The organism is Zavarzinia aquatilis, from assembly GCF_003173035.1.
GTDB lineage: Bacteria > Pseudomonadota > Alphaproteobacteria > Zavarziniales > Zavarziniaceae > Zavarzinia > Zavarzinia aquatilis.
Window position 1 is genome coordinate 191813 of sequence record NZ_QGLE01000008.1, and the last position, 16817, is coordinate 208629.

Genomic DNA, 16817 nt, shown 5'->3' on the forward strand with positions numbered 1-16817 from the left:
GGACCGAAACGATGTCGGAAAGGCTAGTGCCTTCGTCGCGGGCAGGGCCAGCTATCATTTCTTCTAGGTGCGGCGCCGTTGTGCACTTGCTGCGCTGCGACGGGGTGACTAGCATGACGCCTGGACGACACGCTGGCTTCGGGAAAGACGCATGTTGGACACCCTTGTCGACGCCGCTGGGCGTATCGACCCCGCCCTGCCGCTGGACGCGCAGGTGGATCGGACCCACGAGGCGATGCAGGCATACGGCTTCGCCACCCTGGTTTACGACTATACGCCGGTGCCCTGGACCCACGACGGCGCGATGATCGCGCCGTCGCTGCTGTGTCTGCGCAACGCGCCGGACGACATGTTCGCGCGCTGGTGCGACGATGGATATTACCAGCGCGATCCGGTGCAGCAGGTTGCCATGCGCACCCATGCCCCCTTCACCTGGTGCTATCGGGACAAGGCGGGCACGGTGATCAACACGGTGATCGACGACAGCCACCGGCCGGTGGTCGAATACCTGCGCGACAGCGGCATGGTCTATGGCGCGACCGTGCCCCTGCACATGCCCGGCGGGGGCTATGCCACCCTGACCGGGATCTGCAGGGGCGCCGACGCGACCGCCGAGGCTGAGGTCCGCCATCGCCTCGCGGATTTCGCCCTGCTCGCCCATGTCTTCCATGCCGGGGCCTTCGCCCGCTACGACCCCTCCGCCCATGTTACCCGGGCGGTGTCGCTTTCGGCGCGGGAGCGGGAGTGCCTGCAATTCGCGGCCGAGGGGCTGACCGCCAAGGAAATCGCCTGGCGCCTGAACCGCTCCATCGCGACGGTGGTCATGCACCTGAACGCGGCGACGCGGAAACTGGGCGCGCGCAACCGGGTGCACGCGGTAACCATGGCCGTGCACTATCGGCTGCTGTGACCCCGACCTATAAGAACTGATAGCTGACGCCCGAAGAGCCGCCTCGCTAGGCTTGCCCCGGAACGGTGGGAGGACTGGCGATGGATGTGACGGAAGGCTATGCCCCCTTTGGCGAATGGCGAACCTGGTATCGGATCACCGGCAGCCTGAAGGGCGGGCGCCTGCCCCTCGTCGTCGCCCATGGCGGGCCGGGCTGCACCCATGATTATGTCGACAGCTTCCGCGATCTGGCCGTCGATGGCCGCGCCGTCATTCATTACGACCAGATCGGCAATGGCCGCTCCAGCCACAGGCCAGACGCGCCGGCGGATTTCTGGACGGTCGAGCTGTTCCTCGCCGAACTCGACAATCTGTTGAACCACCTCGGCATCGCCGGGCGCTATGCCCTGCTTGGGCAGTCGTGGGGCGGGATGCTGGGGGCTGAACACGCGGTGCGCCGGCCCCGGGGCCTGAAAGCCTTCGTCATCGCCAATTCGCCCTCGTCCATGAAGGTCTGGGTCGAGGAGGCGCTGCGCCTGCGCCGCGACCTGCCGCAAGAGATGCAGGAGACGCTGGCCCGGCACGAGGCGACGGGTGACTACGGCCATCCCGACTATCTCGCCGCGACGCAAGCCTTCTATGCCCGCCATGTCTGCCGCATCCAGCCCATGCCGCCCGAAGTGCGGCGCACCTTCGACCAGATGGATGCCGACCCCACGGTCTATCGCACCATGAACGGTCCGACCGAGTTCCACGTCATCGGCCCCCTGAAGGACTGGAGCATCGTCGACCGGCTGCCCCTGATCGAGGTGCCGTGCCTGTTGATCTCAGGCGCCTTCGACGAGGCGACGCCGCTGGTGGTCAAGCCCTATCTCGACTTCGTGCCCGACATCCGCTGGCACCTGTTCGAGCACTCGAGCCACATGCCCCATGTCGAGGAACGGGCCGCCTGCATGAAGGTGGTCGGCGATTTCCTGGCGACCTGCGATGGAATCGCGACAACGTGACCCTATGCGTGTCATCCGTCCGCGGCGTGACATCGGCGCCTGCGCCGGTGAAGCGGCGGATTCAGGGCGGGACGTAACCCTGTCCTGAGGGACGCCGTGCCGACAACGCCGAACGCCACCGTAAGCGGCGTTTCAGTCTGAAATGCAGGATGTGTCGGGGCAGGACGTTGCCTCTGGAAGGCCGGGACGAGGGCGGTATCGTTTCCCGCCCTGGTACCCTGTTCCCGTTTCCGGGATCGCGATCATTCGATCGAGCGCCGCGCCCGGCGCGGGCAGCCGCGGTAAGGCCGGGCGTTCCCCCGCCTTACCGAACGGCGATCAACGGCCGTAGTCGTCGGACAGACGAACGATATCCGTCTCGTCCAGGATGTCACCGCGCTGGATTTCGACGAAGGTCAGAACCTCGTCGCTGGTGTTCGAGATGCGATGGGTCGCCGTGGCAGGGATGTGCACATGCGAGCCCGGGCCGACCTCGATCGGTTTGCCCGAAATCTCGACGACCCCCCGACCGTCGACGATGATCCAGTCTTCTGCGCGATGAAAGTGGTATTGTAGCGAAAGCCTCTGACCAGGGGCGACCTTAATACGCTTGACGATAAAGCCACTGCCTACGTCCAGTACGGCCCACCCCCCCCAGGGGCGCTCATCGCTGTCACCGATGCGATAAGCGGTTTCGGCGGCCTCGCTGGCCATCGAAGACCGCGCACGATCGGCACGCTTCAGCGTTGCGTCCATGTCCGTCCTCTCCGTAATCTCGGATTGATCTACATTGCTGTGCAACAAAGGGCCCTGTCAAGGACCGCGTCCTCACTATCTCCAGGCCTTCATCCGTGCAAGTGACGGCGGTCACATTCGCCATCAAAGCGCATCTTGATGATCCTCATTTCTGCAGCATTTGCATAGCAAATTGGGGCCGTAACTGCGGATTGCATCTGAATGTCCAATAATATGGAAATCTTGTGTCTGTTCCGCGCGGATTGATAATTTTTTTGTTTAACGCGGGAACCGTTGCGCTGCGGCAAAATTATCGTTTACTAGCCTTGGTCCAATTGTGAGCGTCCTTGTGACGTTGTTCGTATTTTGGCCCAGAGGCGGCCCGTGGGGCATGCTTTTGTGTTGCGTTGCATCATGAAACCGCGCGAGATTGCCGCCGGACAGTGTTTCGACGCCTTTGTCTGTCGGGGTGGGACCGGCGAGGGCGGATGAGGTGGATATCCACCGAAGGGGGAACGCGGGAATGACTGCCGCGAGGTTTCGGCTTGTTTGAAGATGCCACTGCCAGGATCCTGGCAGGGGCTTCGCCGTGCCCGGGGCGTGGATTTTCGGTGCGTCCCCTGTTTGTTCTCGGACCCTCTGCCGCAGTGCCGTCACGGCAATGAACGGGGTTGACGGATATTGGGGCAGCGGCGAAAACTCGGGCCGACTGACCGATTGGAGGTCTAGAAACTCATGAGCACCGAAACCGTGGACAATTTGACTGAAGACGCCGAAGCCGGCGGTACGCAGGTGGTCAATCAGACCATTCAGACTGTCGTCGAAGGCAAGAAAATGTCTTTCGGCTATAGTTTCTACCGTGGCGAGCATACGAATTTCGGCCCCACGCAGGACTTGATCGAGCGCCCGGACGCGATCGCCAAGTTCTTCCTGAAGGGCTGGATGCCGGAAGAGCCGTTCATCGACGAAAATACCAACATCATCGCGTTCGGCAGCTGTTTTGCATCCAACATCAGCAATTACCTGAACAACATCGGCTATAACGTCGCCACCAAGAAGGACAACGTCGCTTACGTATCGCGACTTGGCGACGGTATCGTGAACACCCATGCCATCCGTCAGCAGTTCGAATGGGCCTGGGAAAACCACACGCCGGCGGTCGATCTGTGGCACGGCTACAAGGCCGAGGAATTCGGCTATGACGAACAGGTCCGGCTGAAGACCAAGGAGCTGTTCGACGAGGCCGACCTCTTCATCATCACCCTCGGCCTGTCCGAAGTCTGGTATGACGAGCCGACCGGCGAAGTGTTCTGGCGCGCGGTGCCCTTCGACAAGTTCGATCCGAGCCGGCACAAATTCCGCGTCGCGACCCACGAGGAAAGCCTGACCAACCTGCGGGCGATCTACAGCCTGATCCGCAAGCACAAGCCGGATACCCCGGTGGTGTTCACGGTGTCGCCGATTCCGCTGGCCGCGACGTTCCGCGATGTTTCCTGCATCACCGCCAACGCGGTCTCGAAGGCGATCCTGCGCAGCGCGATCGACCAGCTCTACCGCGAGAACAAGCCGAACGATCCGAAGCTGTTCTACTTCCCGTCCTACGAAATCGTGCTGAATGCCTTCCGCAATCAGTTCGGCAAGGATGGGCGCCATGTCCATCCGCATGTGCTGCACCTGAATATGCAGTCTTTCGAGCGCTATTTCTGCCGCACCGGCCTGACCGACGCGGATATCGAGAATACCTTCTCGGAAGCTCTCGCGCTCGACAAGGAACTCGGTGGCGAGGACAAGGCGAATGCCCTGAGGCGCATTCGCAGCGAAAAGCTGAGCCAACCCCGCAACGTCTCGAAGCATATCGTCGAAGCCGCGCGCGAGAGGACCCGCGAGGAGCGGCAGAAGGCGCGGGGCCGGGAAACCAAGCCCGATGCGGCGACGGCCGAGCAGCGCGCGGCCGAAAAGGCGGCGAGGCGGGAGCAGATCATGGCGGATCGCCGCGTGGAGCGCCGCCAGAAGGGTGGCCCGGACAACAAAGCCGAATGATCCTGCGTCGTAACGGAAGGGACAGCTAGATGGCCAAACTCTTCGGTGGTTTCGGCAAGAAGCAGAAAGGCGGCTCGGCCCCTGCGAAAGCGGCTGGCGCCAAGTCGTCGGTGACCGAGGTCGCGGCCTCGGTCGAAGACGTGCAGGCCCCCGTCGACGCGCCGGATTTGCCCGACACGGCGGCGCCGGTCGGAATCGAGGTCGCGGCGGATTCCCCGGCAGCCGACGCGGCCGAGGCGGGGCGTCCGTCGCCCGCTCGCGCCGCGGCGGAAGAGCGGCGCAAGGCCACGGCGCAACGCCGGCTCGAAGCCGCGGAGGGCCGCCGCGCGGCGGCATCCGTCCGCCGCAACGAGGCCCAGCAGTCACGAGAACAGGCCGCCGAGCAGCGGCGCAGCGGCGCGGCCGCCCGGCGCCAGGCCCGCATTGGCGGCAACGCTCAATCCTGAAAATTGCCGGTCGGCCGGACGTTCGCGTCCTGGCCCTCGCCGGCAAGGCAGAACAAGCAAGGAGCAAAAGAGATGGAAAGCGAAAAGAAGGTCGTCCTGAGCAAGGAAGAGCGGGCCAAGGTTGCCGAGGCGCGCAAGGTTGCTTCGGAAGCGAAGCGTACCGAAGCGGCTGCGAAGCGCGCCGAGGCGACCGCTGCCCGCAAGACCGCGACTGAAGCGCGTCGCAGCGAAGCGACGGCCCGTCGCGAGGCCGCGGCTGCTTCGCGCAAGCCCCGCGGCACGACCCCTGCCGCCGGCTGAGCCGCAACACTTCTGCACTTTTGTGATGGCACGCGTCCTTGGGCGCGTGCCATTCTCGTTTGATCGACGCGCATGAGGGTTGGGCCCGTTCTGGTCCTGACCGGTATCTTTGGTTTATCCTTTCCCACGATGGACATGTCTCAAAAGGGTTCGCGCGGCTCCAAGCAACCGCCTGCGGTGGGATTGGCGCCTGGCGTCTTGAAAGGGATGCGCGCCGCCCTGGCCGCGCTGATCGCCGAGGGCGAGGTGTTGCTGGATCTGACCGACGGCAGCCATGCCGCATTGTTGGCCGGTCAAGGCAGCGGCGTCGCCGTACTGGAGCAGCCGCTGAATCATGACCCCGCCACGGGTACGGCCACGGTCGATCTCGACAATTTGCCGGCAGCGGTGATCCGCCGCGTCGACCATGTCGTGGCATTGACCCCGTGGCGTCTGCTCGCCAATGGCGAGGCCCTGCTCGATTGTCTGGGCGCGGCCGGGGGCAGCCTGATCTGCCGGACCACGGCGGCGCGCGAAGCGGCGCTGGTGGCCGCGGCGGAGGCTCGCGGTCTCGCACCGGCCGGTCGTGTCGCCGCGGGCCATGCCGGTGTCTTGCTGCGACTCTCGGGAAGGCCCCACACCCTGGCGCCGGCGGCCTCGCGGGGGGGCGACGTGCGCCCGGCCATTGTCGTCGCCGGCTTCTACGGTCGTGGGAACTGCGGTGATGAAGCCCTGTTCCAGTGCATTTACGAGACCTTCGCGGCGGATTTCGATGTCATCGTGGCGGTCGACGGCTTTGGCGCGGTCGAGGGCTATCAATCCTGGTATCCCTACAACAAGTGCGAGATCCGTCATCAATGCGACCTCGGCCTGTTCGAGGAAGGGCGCCGAATCGTCGGCATGATGATCGGTGGCGGCGGCCTCGCGGTGGGCTTCGCCGCCAATCTCGTGTTCGAGGCCCGGGCGAGGGGAATTCCCACCTTCATCACTGGCGTCGACCTGCCGGGACTGGTCATGCCGGGTTGCGATCCACCGGATCGGGCGGTCGCACGCGGCCGCCATGCGATCGACACCGCGCAGATGAAGGCCTACCTCAGCGGATTCGACCGCGTGATGGTGCGCACCCGGCACGGTCTCGACATCTGTCGCCAGCTGGGGGTCGAGGCAGACTTCGGCGCCGACTGGGCCATTCGCCTGAAACAGGACGAGGCGGAGGATATCTCGGCGTCCGATCGGCGGGCCCTGATCGTCCTGCGGGAATTTCCGCTACACCTTGTGCCCTACAGTTATGTGCGGGAAATTGAACGGCTGATCGAGGGATTGCGGCATCAGGGATGGGAGCCGGCATTCCTGCCCTTCTGCCCTGAAGATGGCCGGAATACTGTCGAGCTCGACCTCGCGCCGGTCGCGCCCACGCTGGAGCACTGGTGGAACCCGCGACGGGTGAAGCAACTGATCGGCGCCAGCGGTCTGGTGATCGGGGTCGGGCGACTTCATCCGCTGATTTTTGCCGCCAGTCTCGGCGTGCCCGCCTTATCCCTGGTGCCGCCGTTGCCGCTGCCGTCGGGTCGCAAGTCGATCACCAAGATCGACGCCGTCTGCGCCGACTGGGGGCTGAAGCAGGTCGCGACTGTCGATGCGCTGCTGGCGGAAACCGCGATGACTCTGAAGGGCGTGTCGCTGCGCAAACGCGCCGCCGCGCACGAACGTCTCGACCGCTCGATCGAGACGCTTCGGGGGATCATCGACCGTTACACGGCGACAATCCCGGCCTGAGGCCGGGACTGTCGGCGCGCCTCAGACCTTTTCGCGCGCTTCGAATTTCTCGCGCCGCTTTTCCTCGCGCTTCAGGCGTCGCTTTTCCTCGCGTGCCTCTTCCTCGGTCTTCAGCGAACTCAGCGTATCTTCGAGCGGACGGCCGCCCGGCGTCGAACCGGACCAGTGCCCGGCCTCCCCTCGCGCTGGCAGGCTGTCGACATCGGCTTCCAGAATCGCCCTGATGAAGCCCTTCTGCGATTCGAGGCGCTCGTAATAATCGGGCGAGAAATCGCGCACGGCGATCTTGCTGGAGAAATCGTCGCCATAGGCGCCGATCAGATCGTCGACCGAATGGAAGAAGTCGAGGCCGACTTCCTGGGTGAAATTCAGGTTCTTGCGATTCAGGATGTGGCGGCCGTCCGACATGATCTTGGGGTCGATCGCGAAGGTCGGGGTGCGCGCGGTCATCGACAGGATCAGCGTGTGCAGCCGGCCGACACTGACCACGACATCGGCGGCCGCGATCAGGCCCTTCACCTGCCGCGGATCCCACCAGACATTCTCGATCATGTCGGGGGTGACATGGGGCATGAGATCGAGGAAGCCCCGGTCCTCGGGCGCGAAGGGCAGGTAGCGCACGCGGTGGCCCTGGCGCTCGAGATAGCGGTGCAGGGCCAGCATGTCGCGGCGATGCTCGTCGCCCGGCGGCTCGCCGAAGGCGCGGATGGTGACGAGGGCGCCGCCGCGCTTGGCGGCCGGGGGCTCGATCACGCCAAGGCCGAGCGCCCAGTCGGCGCCGTGGTGCACCGCAACATCGTTCTTGCGCAGATTGTCCAGCGACTTGATCGTGCGGACCGAGAAGAAGTCCAGCCGGTTATAGATGTCGAAGCGGATATGGTCGGCGGGCAGGCGGGGCTTCAGCGCGGCGTCGATGCCGCTGACCAGCGTCTTCTTGCCGGCGTCGAGCGCCGTCAGCAGGAACTGGCCGGAAAAACCGAACGCCAGCGAGCCGCCGCCAATGTGAAGACCAACGACATCCGGCGCATAAAGTCGCGGAATTTCGTCGTAATTGATGACTTCGCATTCCGTGTAAGGATACCAGGAGCGGAAGTCCGGATGGGCGTTCTTGTGCTCGATCGGCACAATGATATTATATTTGTCCTTCAGAAGTTCGTACTGGACATGAAGGAAAGCTTCGTCCCCTGCGTTGCCGCGTGCGAAGAAACCGAGGAGGACGACGGATTTATCATGCTTCACGAGATGCCTCGCTGGTAGAACGACGTGGGACGCCGGCGAACCGGCCTTGGGAACTGACCCCGCTCGGAGCCGGTCAGGCGAAGGGCGCCACGCCCTCTTACTTCACCTGTCCCCGCGAAGGATAGTGCGGGAGGGTGATGGCCATCAATGTTGATTCATCGCGCATCGCTTCGCCGAAGGGCAGGCGCCCGGGCCGATGCTGCGCTGCCACAATTAAGCCCCGTTTGCCGGGATTACTCCTTGCGGTGGGGGAACGGAAGGGGCAATAAGGTCCAACTCCCGACCCCGAGGCCACGCGCAGACGGGAAGGGGTTCCTGGGGGTCCATCATGCCCACGACGGTATCGAGCTGCCGATGAGCGATGTCAGCAACGCGATCAGCAACCAGCTGCGCGTCTTGAAGGCCGTGACCTTTCGCGAGGCGAAGGCGCGCATAGGTCTGAATTTCCTCGGGGTGTGGACCGAGTTCGGCCGATTGTCCGTGGCGATCGCGGTCTTTTCCGTCATGCGCTATATCACGAGCAAGGGCATCCATCGCGGCATGGAAATCGTTCCGTTCATCGCCACCGGCGTGCTGATGTTCTGGATCTTCCGGCGGACGCTGATGCTCGTCTCGACCACGACCCTGTCCGCCGAGCGCTACAGTTTCTTCCCGCAGGTCACGATCCTCGATCTCGCCATCAGTCGCGGCATCGTCAACATTGTCCTTTACGTGATCCTGTCCTTCGTCGCCTTCGCCGTCTTCATGATCGCGGGCGTCTCGCAGCCGATCTACCGGCCCGCCTATGTCGCCATGCTGCTGATCGTCTCGGGTTTCTATGGACTCTTCGCCGGCATCATCTTCAATGCGCTGTGCACGCGGATCCGCCTCGTCCGGCCTGTTCTTCAGGTTGCCCTGCGCATCCTGCTGATGACCAGCGGCGTTTTCTTCGTGATTCCCGAAATTCCCTATCTCTTTCATGGTTTTGCGTTGTGGAACCCGTTGCTCCACCTGAACGATCTCATGCGGCAGGAGTATTTCGGCAAGTACAAGGCGGAGATGGCTGATTTCGGCTATGCCATGGAATGGCTGTTTTGGCTGGTGTTCTTCGCGCTGGTCAGCGAACGCGCCATGCGCCCCCGGGTGGAGCGGGCGTGACCGTCGCCGCAGACAAGCTGGACGATGCCGGCCGCGCCGAGACGGGGCGCATGGTCGCGCTCGACCATGTCACGGTGCAATATTACCAGCGCAGTCGCGTCGTGACCGCGCTCAGCGATGTCAGCTTCATCGTCCATCCGGGGCAGAGCGTCGGCATTCTTGGCACCAAGGGCTCGGGCAAGACGACCCTGATCCGTCTGCTCGCCAAACTGGAACAGCCGATGACCGGGCGGGTGGTGCATCACAACATGACGGCCAGCTGGCCGCTCTGGGCGCGGACCGGCCTCATCCGGGGCATGACCGTCCGGGACAATATCCGCTTCACGGCGCAGCTCTATGGCCGCGCGGCGCCGGATCTCATTCGCAGTGTCGACGATTTCGCCGGCCTCGGCGCGTCCATGGACCGGTTGCTCGGCGATCTTCCGGCGAGCACTATGGCTAAGGTCATGTTTTCGGCGGCGGTCGGACTGGACTTCGATTTTTATCCGATCGACGGTCTGAACGCCACGAGTGACCTCGAGTTTCGCCGCAAGGCCGATGAAACGCTGCAAATGCTCCGGCGACGCGCCGCCATCGTCCTTGCCACCGGCCGCGCCGCTGCCATCAAGCAGTACTGCGACGTCGCCTATGTTCTCCATCGGGGTGTTCTGACGCACCATGACACAATCGACAAAGCCATCCGATACTTCCGCACATGTTCGGCCGAGCCGGGCGAGGAAGCAGCGTCCTGAAGTCGAAAGCGATCCCTTCGCCGACGATTTCTTCGACGATACGGAGGCGCCGCCGCCGCGCCAGGTCGTCCTCACGCCGCTGCCCTCGGCGCAGAGCCGGGCGGACCTGCGGCGACGCAAGATCAAGTCCACGATCCTCAGTGCTCTGGCCGTGGTCATTCCGACCCTGATCTCGACGATTTATGTCTATGGTTTCGCGTCGGACGTCTATCAGGTCGACACGATCTTCCAGGTCAAGACGTCCTATGACGCGGGCGGCGGCGGTGGCGGCAAAGGCGGCCTCAGCCTGTTCAAGGGCGGCTCGATCATGGGCCGGGCCATGGACGAATCCTTCTCGGTCGTGCGCTACATCGAGTCGCGCAACGCCCTCGACAAGCTGCAGTCCGACCTCGACCTGCGCACGGCCTTCACCCAGCCGGATATCGACGACTTTTCCCGTCTGTCGGCCGATGCCGACGATGAGGCGCTTTACAGCTACTACAATGGTGTCGTCGATATTTCCTTCGACGAAGTCAGCGGCATGATCGTGCTCGAAACCCGGGCCTTCACGCCCGATCTCGCCCACAAGATGGCGGTCGGCCTGGCCAATCAGGCGGAAAGCCTGATCAACGAATTCAACAGCCGGTCCGAACACGATCTGACGGAACTGGCGCGCAACGAGTTGAAGAGCGCCGAACAGCGCCTGCGCGACGCCGAAGTGGCGCTGACGAAGTTCCGCAACGAACATGGCGCCATCGACCCGGCTGTCACGTCGAGTTCGGTCAACAACATCATCTCGGGACTGAAGGCGCAATCCGCCGCGATCGAGGCGGAAATCCGCGCGATCACCGACATTTCCCGAGGCGACGTGCCGCGTCTGTTCGAGCTGCGCAACAAGCTGGCCGGTCTGCAGGAGCAGATCAAGATCGAGGAAAGCCGGCTGACCGGCGGCGCCGATGCCTGGGCCAGCACCCTCGAGCAATACGGCATTCTGATGCTGCAGAGCGATCTGGCCAAGCAATCCTATGGCTCGGCCCAGGCAGCCCTCGATTCCGCGCTGGTCGAGGCACGGCGGCAGAAGCTCTACGTCGTCGACGTGGTCTCGCCCATGATGCCGACAGAAGCCCGGCTGCCCTATCGGGCGCAGACCGTGTTCTTCACCTTCCTTGCTTCGCTGGTGTCCCTGATGATCGGTCGGCTGGTCTGGGCCGGCGTCCGAGACCACATGGTCTGACGAGCGGGGGCGGCGATGGGGTGGCTCGATCGGCTCGTCCGGCGTCAGCCGGCCTCCGGAATGCCGGGGGGCCGCGATGCCGTTTCGGGCAATGAGGAGTCGGGTTCCCGCGCCGGACCGTTGCGGCTGGCCTGGGCGGCGACCAACAAGCAGGTGACCTTCGCCAATCTCGGCGACGCGATCAGTCCGCTGATCGTGTCGATGGTGGCGGGGGGGCGCCCGGTCGTTCACGCCCATTTTCGGGAAAATGGCGAACGGCTGGCGGCGATCGGCACCATCGGGCACGCCCTGGCGGGCGGGGCCCTGCATATCTGGGGAGCCGGATCGGACCGGAAGCTGTGGCCGCGCGACGAGGCGGGCCAGCTGACGCGGCCCGAAGGCGACATCCGGGTTTACGCCACAAGGGGGCCGATGACCCGATCCCTCATGCTGGAAGCAGGGATTGGGGATATTCCGCCGGTCTATGGCGATCCGGCCCTGCTGCTGCCCCTGCTGTTCGACCTGAAGCGCGAACCCGAATACGACCTCGGGATCATTCCGCATTTTACCGAACTCGATGGCATCGGCCCCCAGGCGCACCCCCTTGCCGATAACGTCCGATACGGTATCCCGCCCGAATTCCAGGGGCGCGTGCGTCTGCTCACGACCTGGACCGAGCCGACGCCGACCGCCCTGTTCGACCGGATGACCGAAATCCTGTCCTGCCGCCGGATCATTTCGCGCAGCCTGCACGGGATCGTCATCGCGGAGGCCTTCGGCATTCCCACCATCGCCATGGCGGCGAAGGGGCGGGGGGCGACGGCCTGCGACCTGCGCGGCGAGGGCCATGGCGTCGATCACCGCTTCGTCGACTATTTCCTCGGGACCGATCGGCCGGATGTGACGGTCTATGCCCGGCGCACGAGTCAGGCGACCGACTGGCACGATGTGATGGCCGCCATCGACCGCTTCGCCCGGCCCCTCGAATATGACGCGAAACCGCTGCTCGACGCCTTTCCCTGGCGCGCCGGCCCGGTCGGCCCGCTGCCCGTCGCGGCCTTGCCCCGGTCCATCTGGGAGATAAGGCTTTGAGCCGGACGCTCGTTCACGTCGCCTCGACGCGACCATCCGATCCTGTCGCGCCGATCGACCCGGGCGACAGACTTGCAGCGCAAACTGAAGGCACAGTAGTGTCCCGCCGGACCGAAGGGGAAAGGCCATTGTCGATGATCACGAAATCGAGCCGACGGGGGGGGCGGATCGCGCTTCTGGCCGGCGCGCCCCTGCTTCTCGCGGCCTGCGCCACGGACATGGCGGCAGATCGAGGCGCCGGCTCCGGCGCCGGTTTGTTCGGCGCATCCGGAACCCTGGGCGCGACATCGCTGGTCGATACCAGCGGCGCGGCCTGGCAGGCGACGGTGGAGCGATCCTATACCTCCGCCGCGGGGAACGACTGCGCCATGGTCACGCTGATGCCGCTTTCGGGCGGCTTGCCCATTCACCGGGCGCTGTGCGTCGATAACGGCCGTCTCGTGGTCGCCGCGCCGTTGACGCTGGCTCCGGGCGAAGCCGATCCGCGATTCGCGCCGGTGGCCGCGCCCGCGGCGCCGACTTCCGAAACCGCTCCGGCCAATCCCGCGCCCTTCAGCCAGCGGAGCCCGTCGTGATGTATCCGAACATGCGCAGCAATCCGGTCCGGCGTCTGCTTTCCGGCGTCGTGCTCTCGCTCGGCCTGATGTCCGGCGCCGCCCAGGCGCAGTCGCTGGTGACCAGTGGACCGGCGGCCCCCGATCCGCAGACCGCGCCGCAGACCGCGGCGGTTTCGGTCCAGACCCCGACCCTGGTCGACCGGCCGTTCGGCGCCGGCCTGTTCGTCAGCCGTCAGGCGCCCGCGCCGACCGGCGGCAGCAACCCGCAATACAAGGTGCAGTCGGGCGATCAGGTCCAGGTTCACCTTTATGGCGCGGTCCAGCAGGATCAGGTCCAGACCGTCGATCCCCAGGGCAATATTTTCATTCCCGATGTCGGGCCGGTGCCGGTCCGCGGCGTGCCCGCGGGACAATTGACCGACGCCATCCAGGGGCAGGTGCGGAAGTCCTATCCGTCGGACACGGTGCAGGTTTATGGCACGATCGTCGACGCGCGTGCCGTTGGCGTTTTCGTGACCGGTTTTGTCGCTCATCCCGGGCGCCATCTGGGCTCGGCGTCGGATTCGACCCTCGACTATCTGCTGCGCGCGGGTGGTATTCTCGAAGGGGCCGGATCCTATCGCGATATTACGATCAAGCGGCGCGGCGGCGTGCTCGCCGATGTCGACCTCTACGATTTCCTGCTCAATGGCGAATTGCCGCCGATCAGCCTGGAGGAAGGCGACACGATCGTCGTCGGCAGCCAGCACCCGGTGGTCAAGGCGCGCGGTGCCGTGCGCAACGAGGCCATCTTCGAGCTGATGGGCAAGCAGATGACCGGCGCCGAGCTGATCGCCCTGGCCCGGCCGCTGCCCGCCGTGAACAATGTCTTCGTCTCGGGTACGCGCGGCGGCGTTCCCATGTCGAAATATCTGACCCTGCAGGAATTCGCCGGCTTCGCCCTGTCGGATCAGGATATCGCCGAGTTCCAGCAGGATTCGACCGCGCCGGTGATCGCCGTGCATCTCGAAGGCTCCTACGAGGGGCAGTCGACCTATGTCGTCTCCAAGGCGACCACGCTGCGCCAGCTTCTCGCCCATATCCCGGTCGATCCGCGCACGACGAATGTCGCCGCCGTGCATCTGCGCCGGGCCACGGTCGCGGCCCAGCAGAAGGCGGCGCTCGACGGCGCCCTCGACCGGCTGCAGCGCAGCGTGCTGACCGCCGTGGTGCAGACCAGCGGTGAAGCCGCGCTGCGTTCGGCCGAAGCCCAGATGGTGCTGCAGTTCATCGACCGCGTGCGCGGCGCCAAGCCGGACGGCACGCTCGTCGTCACGCGCGAGGATGGCAAGATCGCCGACCTGCCCCTCGAGAACGAGGATATCGTCGTCATTCCGAAGCGGTCCTCGACCGTGCTCGTGGCGGGCGAGGTGCTGGCGCCGCAGACCGTGATCTGGCAGCCCGGCCTGACCGTCGACGACTACATCGAACAGGCCGGCAGCTATACCGACCGTGCCCAGCTGGACCGCTTCATGATCCAGAAGCAGAACGGCGCGATCATGATGCTGAGCGATCCGGTGATCGAGCCGGGCGACGAGATCGTCGTCCTGCCGGAAATGGCCTTCAAGGGCTTCCAGTTCGCCCAGGATCTGGCGGACGTCATCTTCCGCGTCGCCGGCATCACCCGGTTCCTGGACAATTGATCCCCGTGCCCCGCCACCCTGGCGGCGGGGCACCCCTTCGGTGAAAGCAGCCCATGTCGAAGTCCCCCGTCACCGATTATGCCCGCTGGTCGACTGACGAGCATCTGTCGCCCAAATGGGCCGAACGCGCGGATTTCGTCGCCCGCTTCGTGCCCCCGGGCCTGACGGTCATGGATATCGGCTGCGGCGGGATGCAGTTCGAGCATTCGTCGAAGGCGAAGACCTATATTCCGGTCGACGTCGTGGCGCGCGACGAACGCACCCGGGTGGTCGATCTGAACGCGGCCGAGTTGCCGGACGAATGGCTCGACGAGGTCGAACTGGTCTCCTTCCTCGGTGTGCTCGAATATCTGCTCGAGCCGCATGAGGTTCTTGCCAAGATCGCGCGGCGCGGCATCGCGGTCGCCTGTACCTACAAGAGTCTGGAGCTGGCGCCCAACGCCAACCGCCGGGCCAGTGGCTGGGTCAACGATTTCTCGTCCAGCGAATTCCGCGCCATGGTCGAGCGCGCGGGGTTCCATGTCGCCCGCCGCGTCCTCTACAAGAACAACCAGCACGTCTATCTGCTCCTGCCGCTGGTCGAGCACGACGACAAGACCTGGTGGAAGGAAACCGAGGAAAAGAAGGCCGCCCGGCGCGCGGTCAAGCGGGAGGCCCGTCGCCACGGCCAGCTGGACCACAAGCCGGTGCTGCTGGTCGCCGGCTTCTACGGCCGCGGCAACTGCGGCGACGAAGCCTTGTTCCACTGCATCTACGAGGCTTTCTGCGACGACTACGACATCTATGTCGCAGTCGACGAGCATGGCGCCTTCCGGGGTTTCTGGGACTGGTATCCCTATAACAAGTGCAAGGTCATCCATCAGACGGACCTGCACGCCTTCTCGGCCAAGCGGACGATCGCCGGCTTCATGATCGGCGGCGGTGGTCTCGCCATTGGCTATGCCGGCAATTTCGTCGTCTCGGCGCGGATGCGGCGGGTGCCGAATTTCGTCGCCGGGGTCGATCTGCCGGAACTCGTGCAGCAGCCCCAGGTCGATCCCGAGGACATGACCCGCGGCATGGCGGCGCGCGCCGCCCGCAAGCTCGATACCGCCTTCATGAGTGCCTATCTCGGTGCCTTCGACCACCTGATGGTGCGGACCGAACGCAGCCTGCGGGTGGCCTCTGAAATCGGTGTCGAGGCGTTTCTCGGCGGCGACTGGGCCTTGCGGCTGATCGCCGACAATGCGCCGGAGGAAGTCCCCGATCCGAAACGGGCGGTGATCGTGCTGCGCGAATTCGCGCTGGAAATCATCCCCTTCACCTATGTCCAGCAGATCGAGCATCTGATCGCGGGGCTGCGCGAGCAGGGCTGGAACCCGGTGCTGCTGCCCTTCTGCCCGGAAGACGTGCGCAGCGCCAAGGAGCTGGGCCTCGACAAGCTGGCCCCCACGTCCGAGCACTGGTGGAATCCGCGCCGCATGAAGCAGATCATGGCGGAAAGCGGTCTCGTCGTCAGTGTCGGGCGCCTGCACGCGGTCATCTTCGCCGCGCCCCACGATGTTCCCCTGTGCTCGCTGGCGCCGCCGCTGAAGCTGCCGTCGGGCAAGAAGTCGATCTCGAAGATCGACTCGATCTGCGCCGACTGGGAAATCGACCAGTTCGCCGATGTGGATGCGTTGCTCCAGGCCGCCGCCGACGGACGCCTGCGCCCGGCCAGCCGCGAGAAGGTGACGGCGGCCATCGAGCGACTGGACGAGTCGATCCGCACCATGAAGCGGATCATGCAGGAACGTTACGAGGAAAAGGGCCTCTGAATCACTGCGGGTTGTGTCATTTTCAGAATCGTCTACATAAGTTGTTGATTGCTGGGCTCGCGATATTTTAACCTGTGGTTTGTGTATATTGACCATGGGGGCGGGCGATGATCTATGTATGTTATGGAGCGAAAAAGTCAGGCTCGACCCTGGCCTATTTTCTCACGAGGGCGGTTGTAGAGGCGGCTGGACATGCTCATGTCGCGTTATCTGCCGATCTGCGACAGGACGAGCGAGGGC

The 16817-nt window shown here is 64.6% G+C and carries 15 protein-coding genes; 13 read left to right on the forward strand and 2 right to left on the reverse strand.

Annotated elements, in window-relative coordinates; genetic code table 11:
- The first annotated feature begins 151 nt into the window (after nt 1-151).
- Nucleotides 152-910, forward strand: coding sequence for a LuxR family transcriptional regulator (locus DKG74_RS14710; protein ID WP_109906925.1), 759 nt, complete (start codon nt 152-154; stop codon nt 908-910).
- A gap of 80 nt (nt 911-990) precedes the next feature.
- Entirely contained in the window at nt 991-1896 is a 906-nt protein-coding gene (locus tag DKG74_RS14715) for a proline iminopeptidase-family hydrolase (protein ID WP_109906926.1), read from the forward strand.
- Between the two features lie 318 nt (nt 1897-2214).
- On the opposite strand, the gene DKG74_RS14720 is transcribed toward DKG74_RS14715, so the two are convergent.
- Nucleotides 2215-2631: a phosphomannose isomerase type II C-terminal cupin domain gene (locus DKG74_RS14720; RefSeq protein WP_207779366.1), complete on the reverse strand. Its 417-nt coding sequence runs from the start codon at nt 2629-2631 to the stop codon at nt 2215-2217.
- Nucleotides 2632-3345: 714 nt separating this feature from the next.
- Between DKG74_RS14720 and DKG74_RS14725 the strand changes: the two genes are divergently transcribed.
- From DKG74_RS14725 to DKG74_RS14740, 4 genes are all read left to right on the forward strand, one after another.
- Nucleotides 3346-4650: a GSCFA domain-containing protein gene (locus DKG74_RS14725; RefSeq protein WP_207779367.1), complete on the forward strand. Its 1305-nt coding sequence runs from the start codon at nt 3346-3348 to the stop codon at nt 4648-4650.
- Nucleotides 4651-4679: 29 nt separating this feature from the next.
- Nucleotides 4680-5096, forward strand: a complete 417-nt coding sequence (locus DKG74_RS14730) for a hypothetical protein (RefSeq protein ID WP_109906927.1) — start codon at nt 4680-4682, stop codon at nt 5094-5096.
- 72 nt (nt 5097-5168) lie between these two features.
- A complete protein-coding gene (locus DKG74_RS14735) occupies nt 5169-5396 on the forward strand; it encodes a hypothetical protein (protein ID WP_109906928.1) in 228 nt (75 codons plus the stop codon).
- 72 nt (nt 5397-5468) lie between these two features.
- Complete coding sequence (locus DKG74_RS14740) at nt 5469-7151, forward strand: polysaccharide pyruvyl transferase family protein (RefSeq protein WP_109906929.1); 1683 nt, start codon at nt 5469-5471, stop codon at nt 7149-7151.
- A gap of 21 nt (nt 7152-7172) precedes the next feature.
- On the opposite strand, the gene DKG74_RS14745 is transcribed toward DKG74_RS14740, so the two are convergent.
- Nucleotides 7173-8390: a polysaccharide pyruvyl transferase family protein gene (locus DKG74_RS14745; protein ID WP_109906930.1), complete on the reverse strand. Its 1218-nt coding sequence runs from the start codon at nt 8388-8390 to the stop codon at nt 7173-7175.
- Between the two features lie 354 nt (nt 8391-8744).
- Here DKG74_RS14745 and DKG74_RS14750 point away from each other — a divergent pair, with 354 nt between their 5' ends.
- The 7 genes from DKG74_RS14750 (at nt 8745) to DKG74_RS14780 (ending at nt 16577) form a co-directional block, all read left to right on the forward strand.
- Entirely contained in the window at nt 8745-9527 is a 783-nt protein-coding gene (locus tag DKG74_RS14750; protein ID WP_165837701.1) for an ABC transporter permease, read from the forward strand.
- Entirely contained in the window at nt 9524-10258 is a 735-nt protein-coding gene (locus tag DKG74_RS14755; RefSeq protein WP_165837702.1) for an ATP-binding cassette domain-containing protein, read from the forward strand. The genes DKG74_RS14750 and DKG74_RS14755 overlap by 4 nt, the downstream gene beginning before the upstream one ends.
- On the forward strand, nt 10185-11471 hold the full coding sequence (locus DKG74_RS14760) for a KpsE/RkpR family capsule polysaccharide export protein (RefSeq protein WP_133251600.1): 1287 nt from the start codon (nt 10185-10187) through the stop codon (nt 11469-11471). Before DKG74_RS14755 ends, DKG74_RS14760 begins: the two co-directional genes overlap by 74 nt.
- Before the next feature lie 15 nt (nt 11472-11486).
- Nucleotides 11487-12542, forward strand: coding sequence for a polysaccharide pyruvyl transferase family protein (locus DKG74_RS14765; protein WP_109906934.1), 1056 nt, complete (start codon nt 11487-11489; stop codon nt 12540-12542).
- A gap of 134 nt (nt 12543-12676) precedes the next feature.
- On the forward strand, nt 12677-13117 hold the full coding sequence (locus DKG74_RS14770) for a hypothetical protein (protein WP_109906935.1): 441 nt from the start codon (nt 12677-12679) through the stop codon (nt 13115-13117).
- The gene (locus tag DKG74_RS14775; protein ID WP_109906936.1) at nt 13117-14781 is read left to right on the forward strand and encodes a polysaccharide biosynthesis/export family protein; all 1665 of its coding nucleotides are present in this window, start codon (nt 13117-13119) and stop codon (nt 14779-14781) included. The genes DKG74_RS14770 and DKG74_RS14775 overlap by 1 nt, the downstream gene beginning before the upstream one ends.
- Before the next feature lie 53 nt (nt 14782-14834).
- Entirely contained in the window at nt 14835-16577 is a 1743-nt protein-coding gene (locus DKG74_RS14780; protein ID WP_109906937.1) for a polysaccharide pyruvyl transferase family protein, read from the forward strand.
- The last annotated feature ends 240 nt before the right edge of the window (nt 16578-16817 follow it).

Excerpts from the sequence above, each read along its gene's own strand:
- DKG74_RS14770 (WP_109906935.1), top strand. The coding sequence starts at position 12,677 with ATGATCACGAAATCGAGCCGACGGGGGGGGCGGATCGCGCTTCTGGCC.
- DKG74_RS14765 (WP_109906934.1), top strand. The coding sequence starts at position 11,487 with ATGGGGTGGCTCGATCGGCTCGTCCGGCGTCAGCCGGCCTCCGGAATG.
- DKG74_RS14725 (WP_207779367.1), top strand. The coding sequence starts at position 3,346 with ATGAGCACCGAAACCGTGGACAATTTGACTGAAGACGCCGAAGCCGGC.
- DKG74_RS14780 (WP_109906937.1), top strand. The coding sequence starts at position 14,835 with ATGTCGAAGTCCCCCGTCACCGATTATGCCCGCTGGTCGACTGACGAG.
- DKG74_RS14740 (WP_109906929.1), top strand. The coding sequence starts at position 5,469 with ATGAGGGTTGGGCCCGTTCTGGTCCTGACCGGTATCTTTGGTTTATCC.
- DKG74_RS14715 (WP_109906926.1), top strand. The coding sequence starts at position 991 with ATGGATGTGACGGAAGGCTATGCCCCCTTTGGCGAATGGCGAACCTGG.
- DKG74_RS14775 (WP_109906936.1), top strand. The coding sequence starts at position 13,117 with ATGTATCCGAACATGCGCAGCAATCCGGTCCGGCGTCTGCTTTCCGGC.
- DKG74_RS14710 (WP_109906925.1), top strand. The coding sequence starts at position 152 with ATGTTGGACACCCTTGTCGACGCCGCTGGGCGTATCGACCCCGCCCTG.
- DKG74_RS14760 (WP_133251600.1), top strand. The coding sequence starts at position 10,185 with ATGACACAATCGACAAAGCCATCCGATACTTCCGCACATGTTCGGCCG.
- DKG74_RS14735 (WP_109906928.1), top strand. The coding sequence starts at position 5,169 with ATGGAAAGCGAAAAGAAGGTCGTCCTGAGCAAGGAAGAGCGGGCCAAG.
- DKG74_RS14750 (WP_165837701.1), top strand. The coding sequence starts at position 8,745 with ATGAGCGATGTCAGCAACGCGATCAGCAACCAGCTGCGCGTCTTGAAG.
- DKG74_RS14720 (WP_207779366.1), bottom strand. The coding sequence starts at position 2,631 with ATGGACGCAACGCTGAAGCGTGCCGATCGTGCGCGGTCTTCGATGGCC.
- DKG74_RS14730 (WP_109906927.1), top strand. The coding sequence starts at position 4,680 with ATGGCCAAACTCTTCGGTGGTTTCGGCAAGAAGCAGAAAGGCGGCTCG.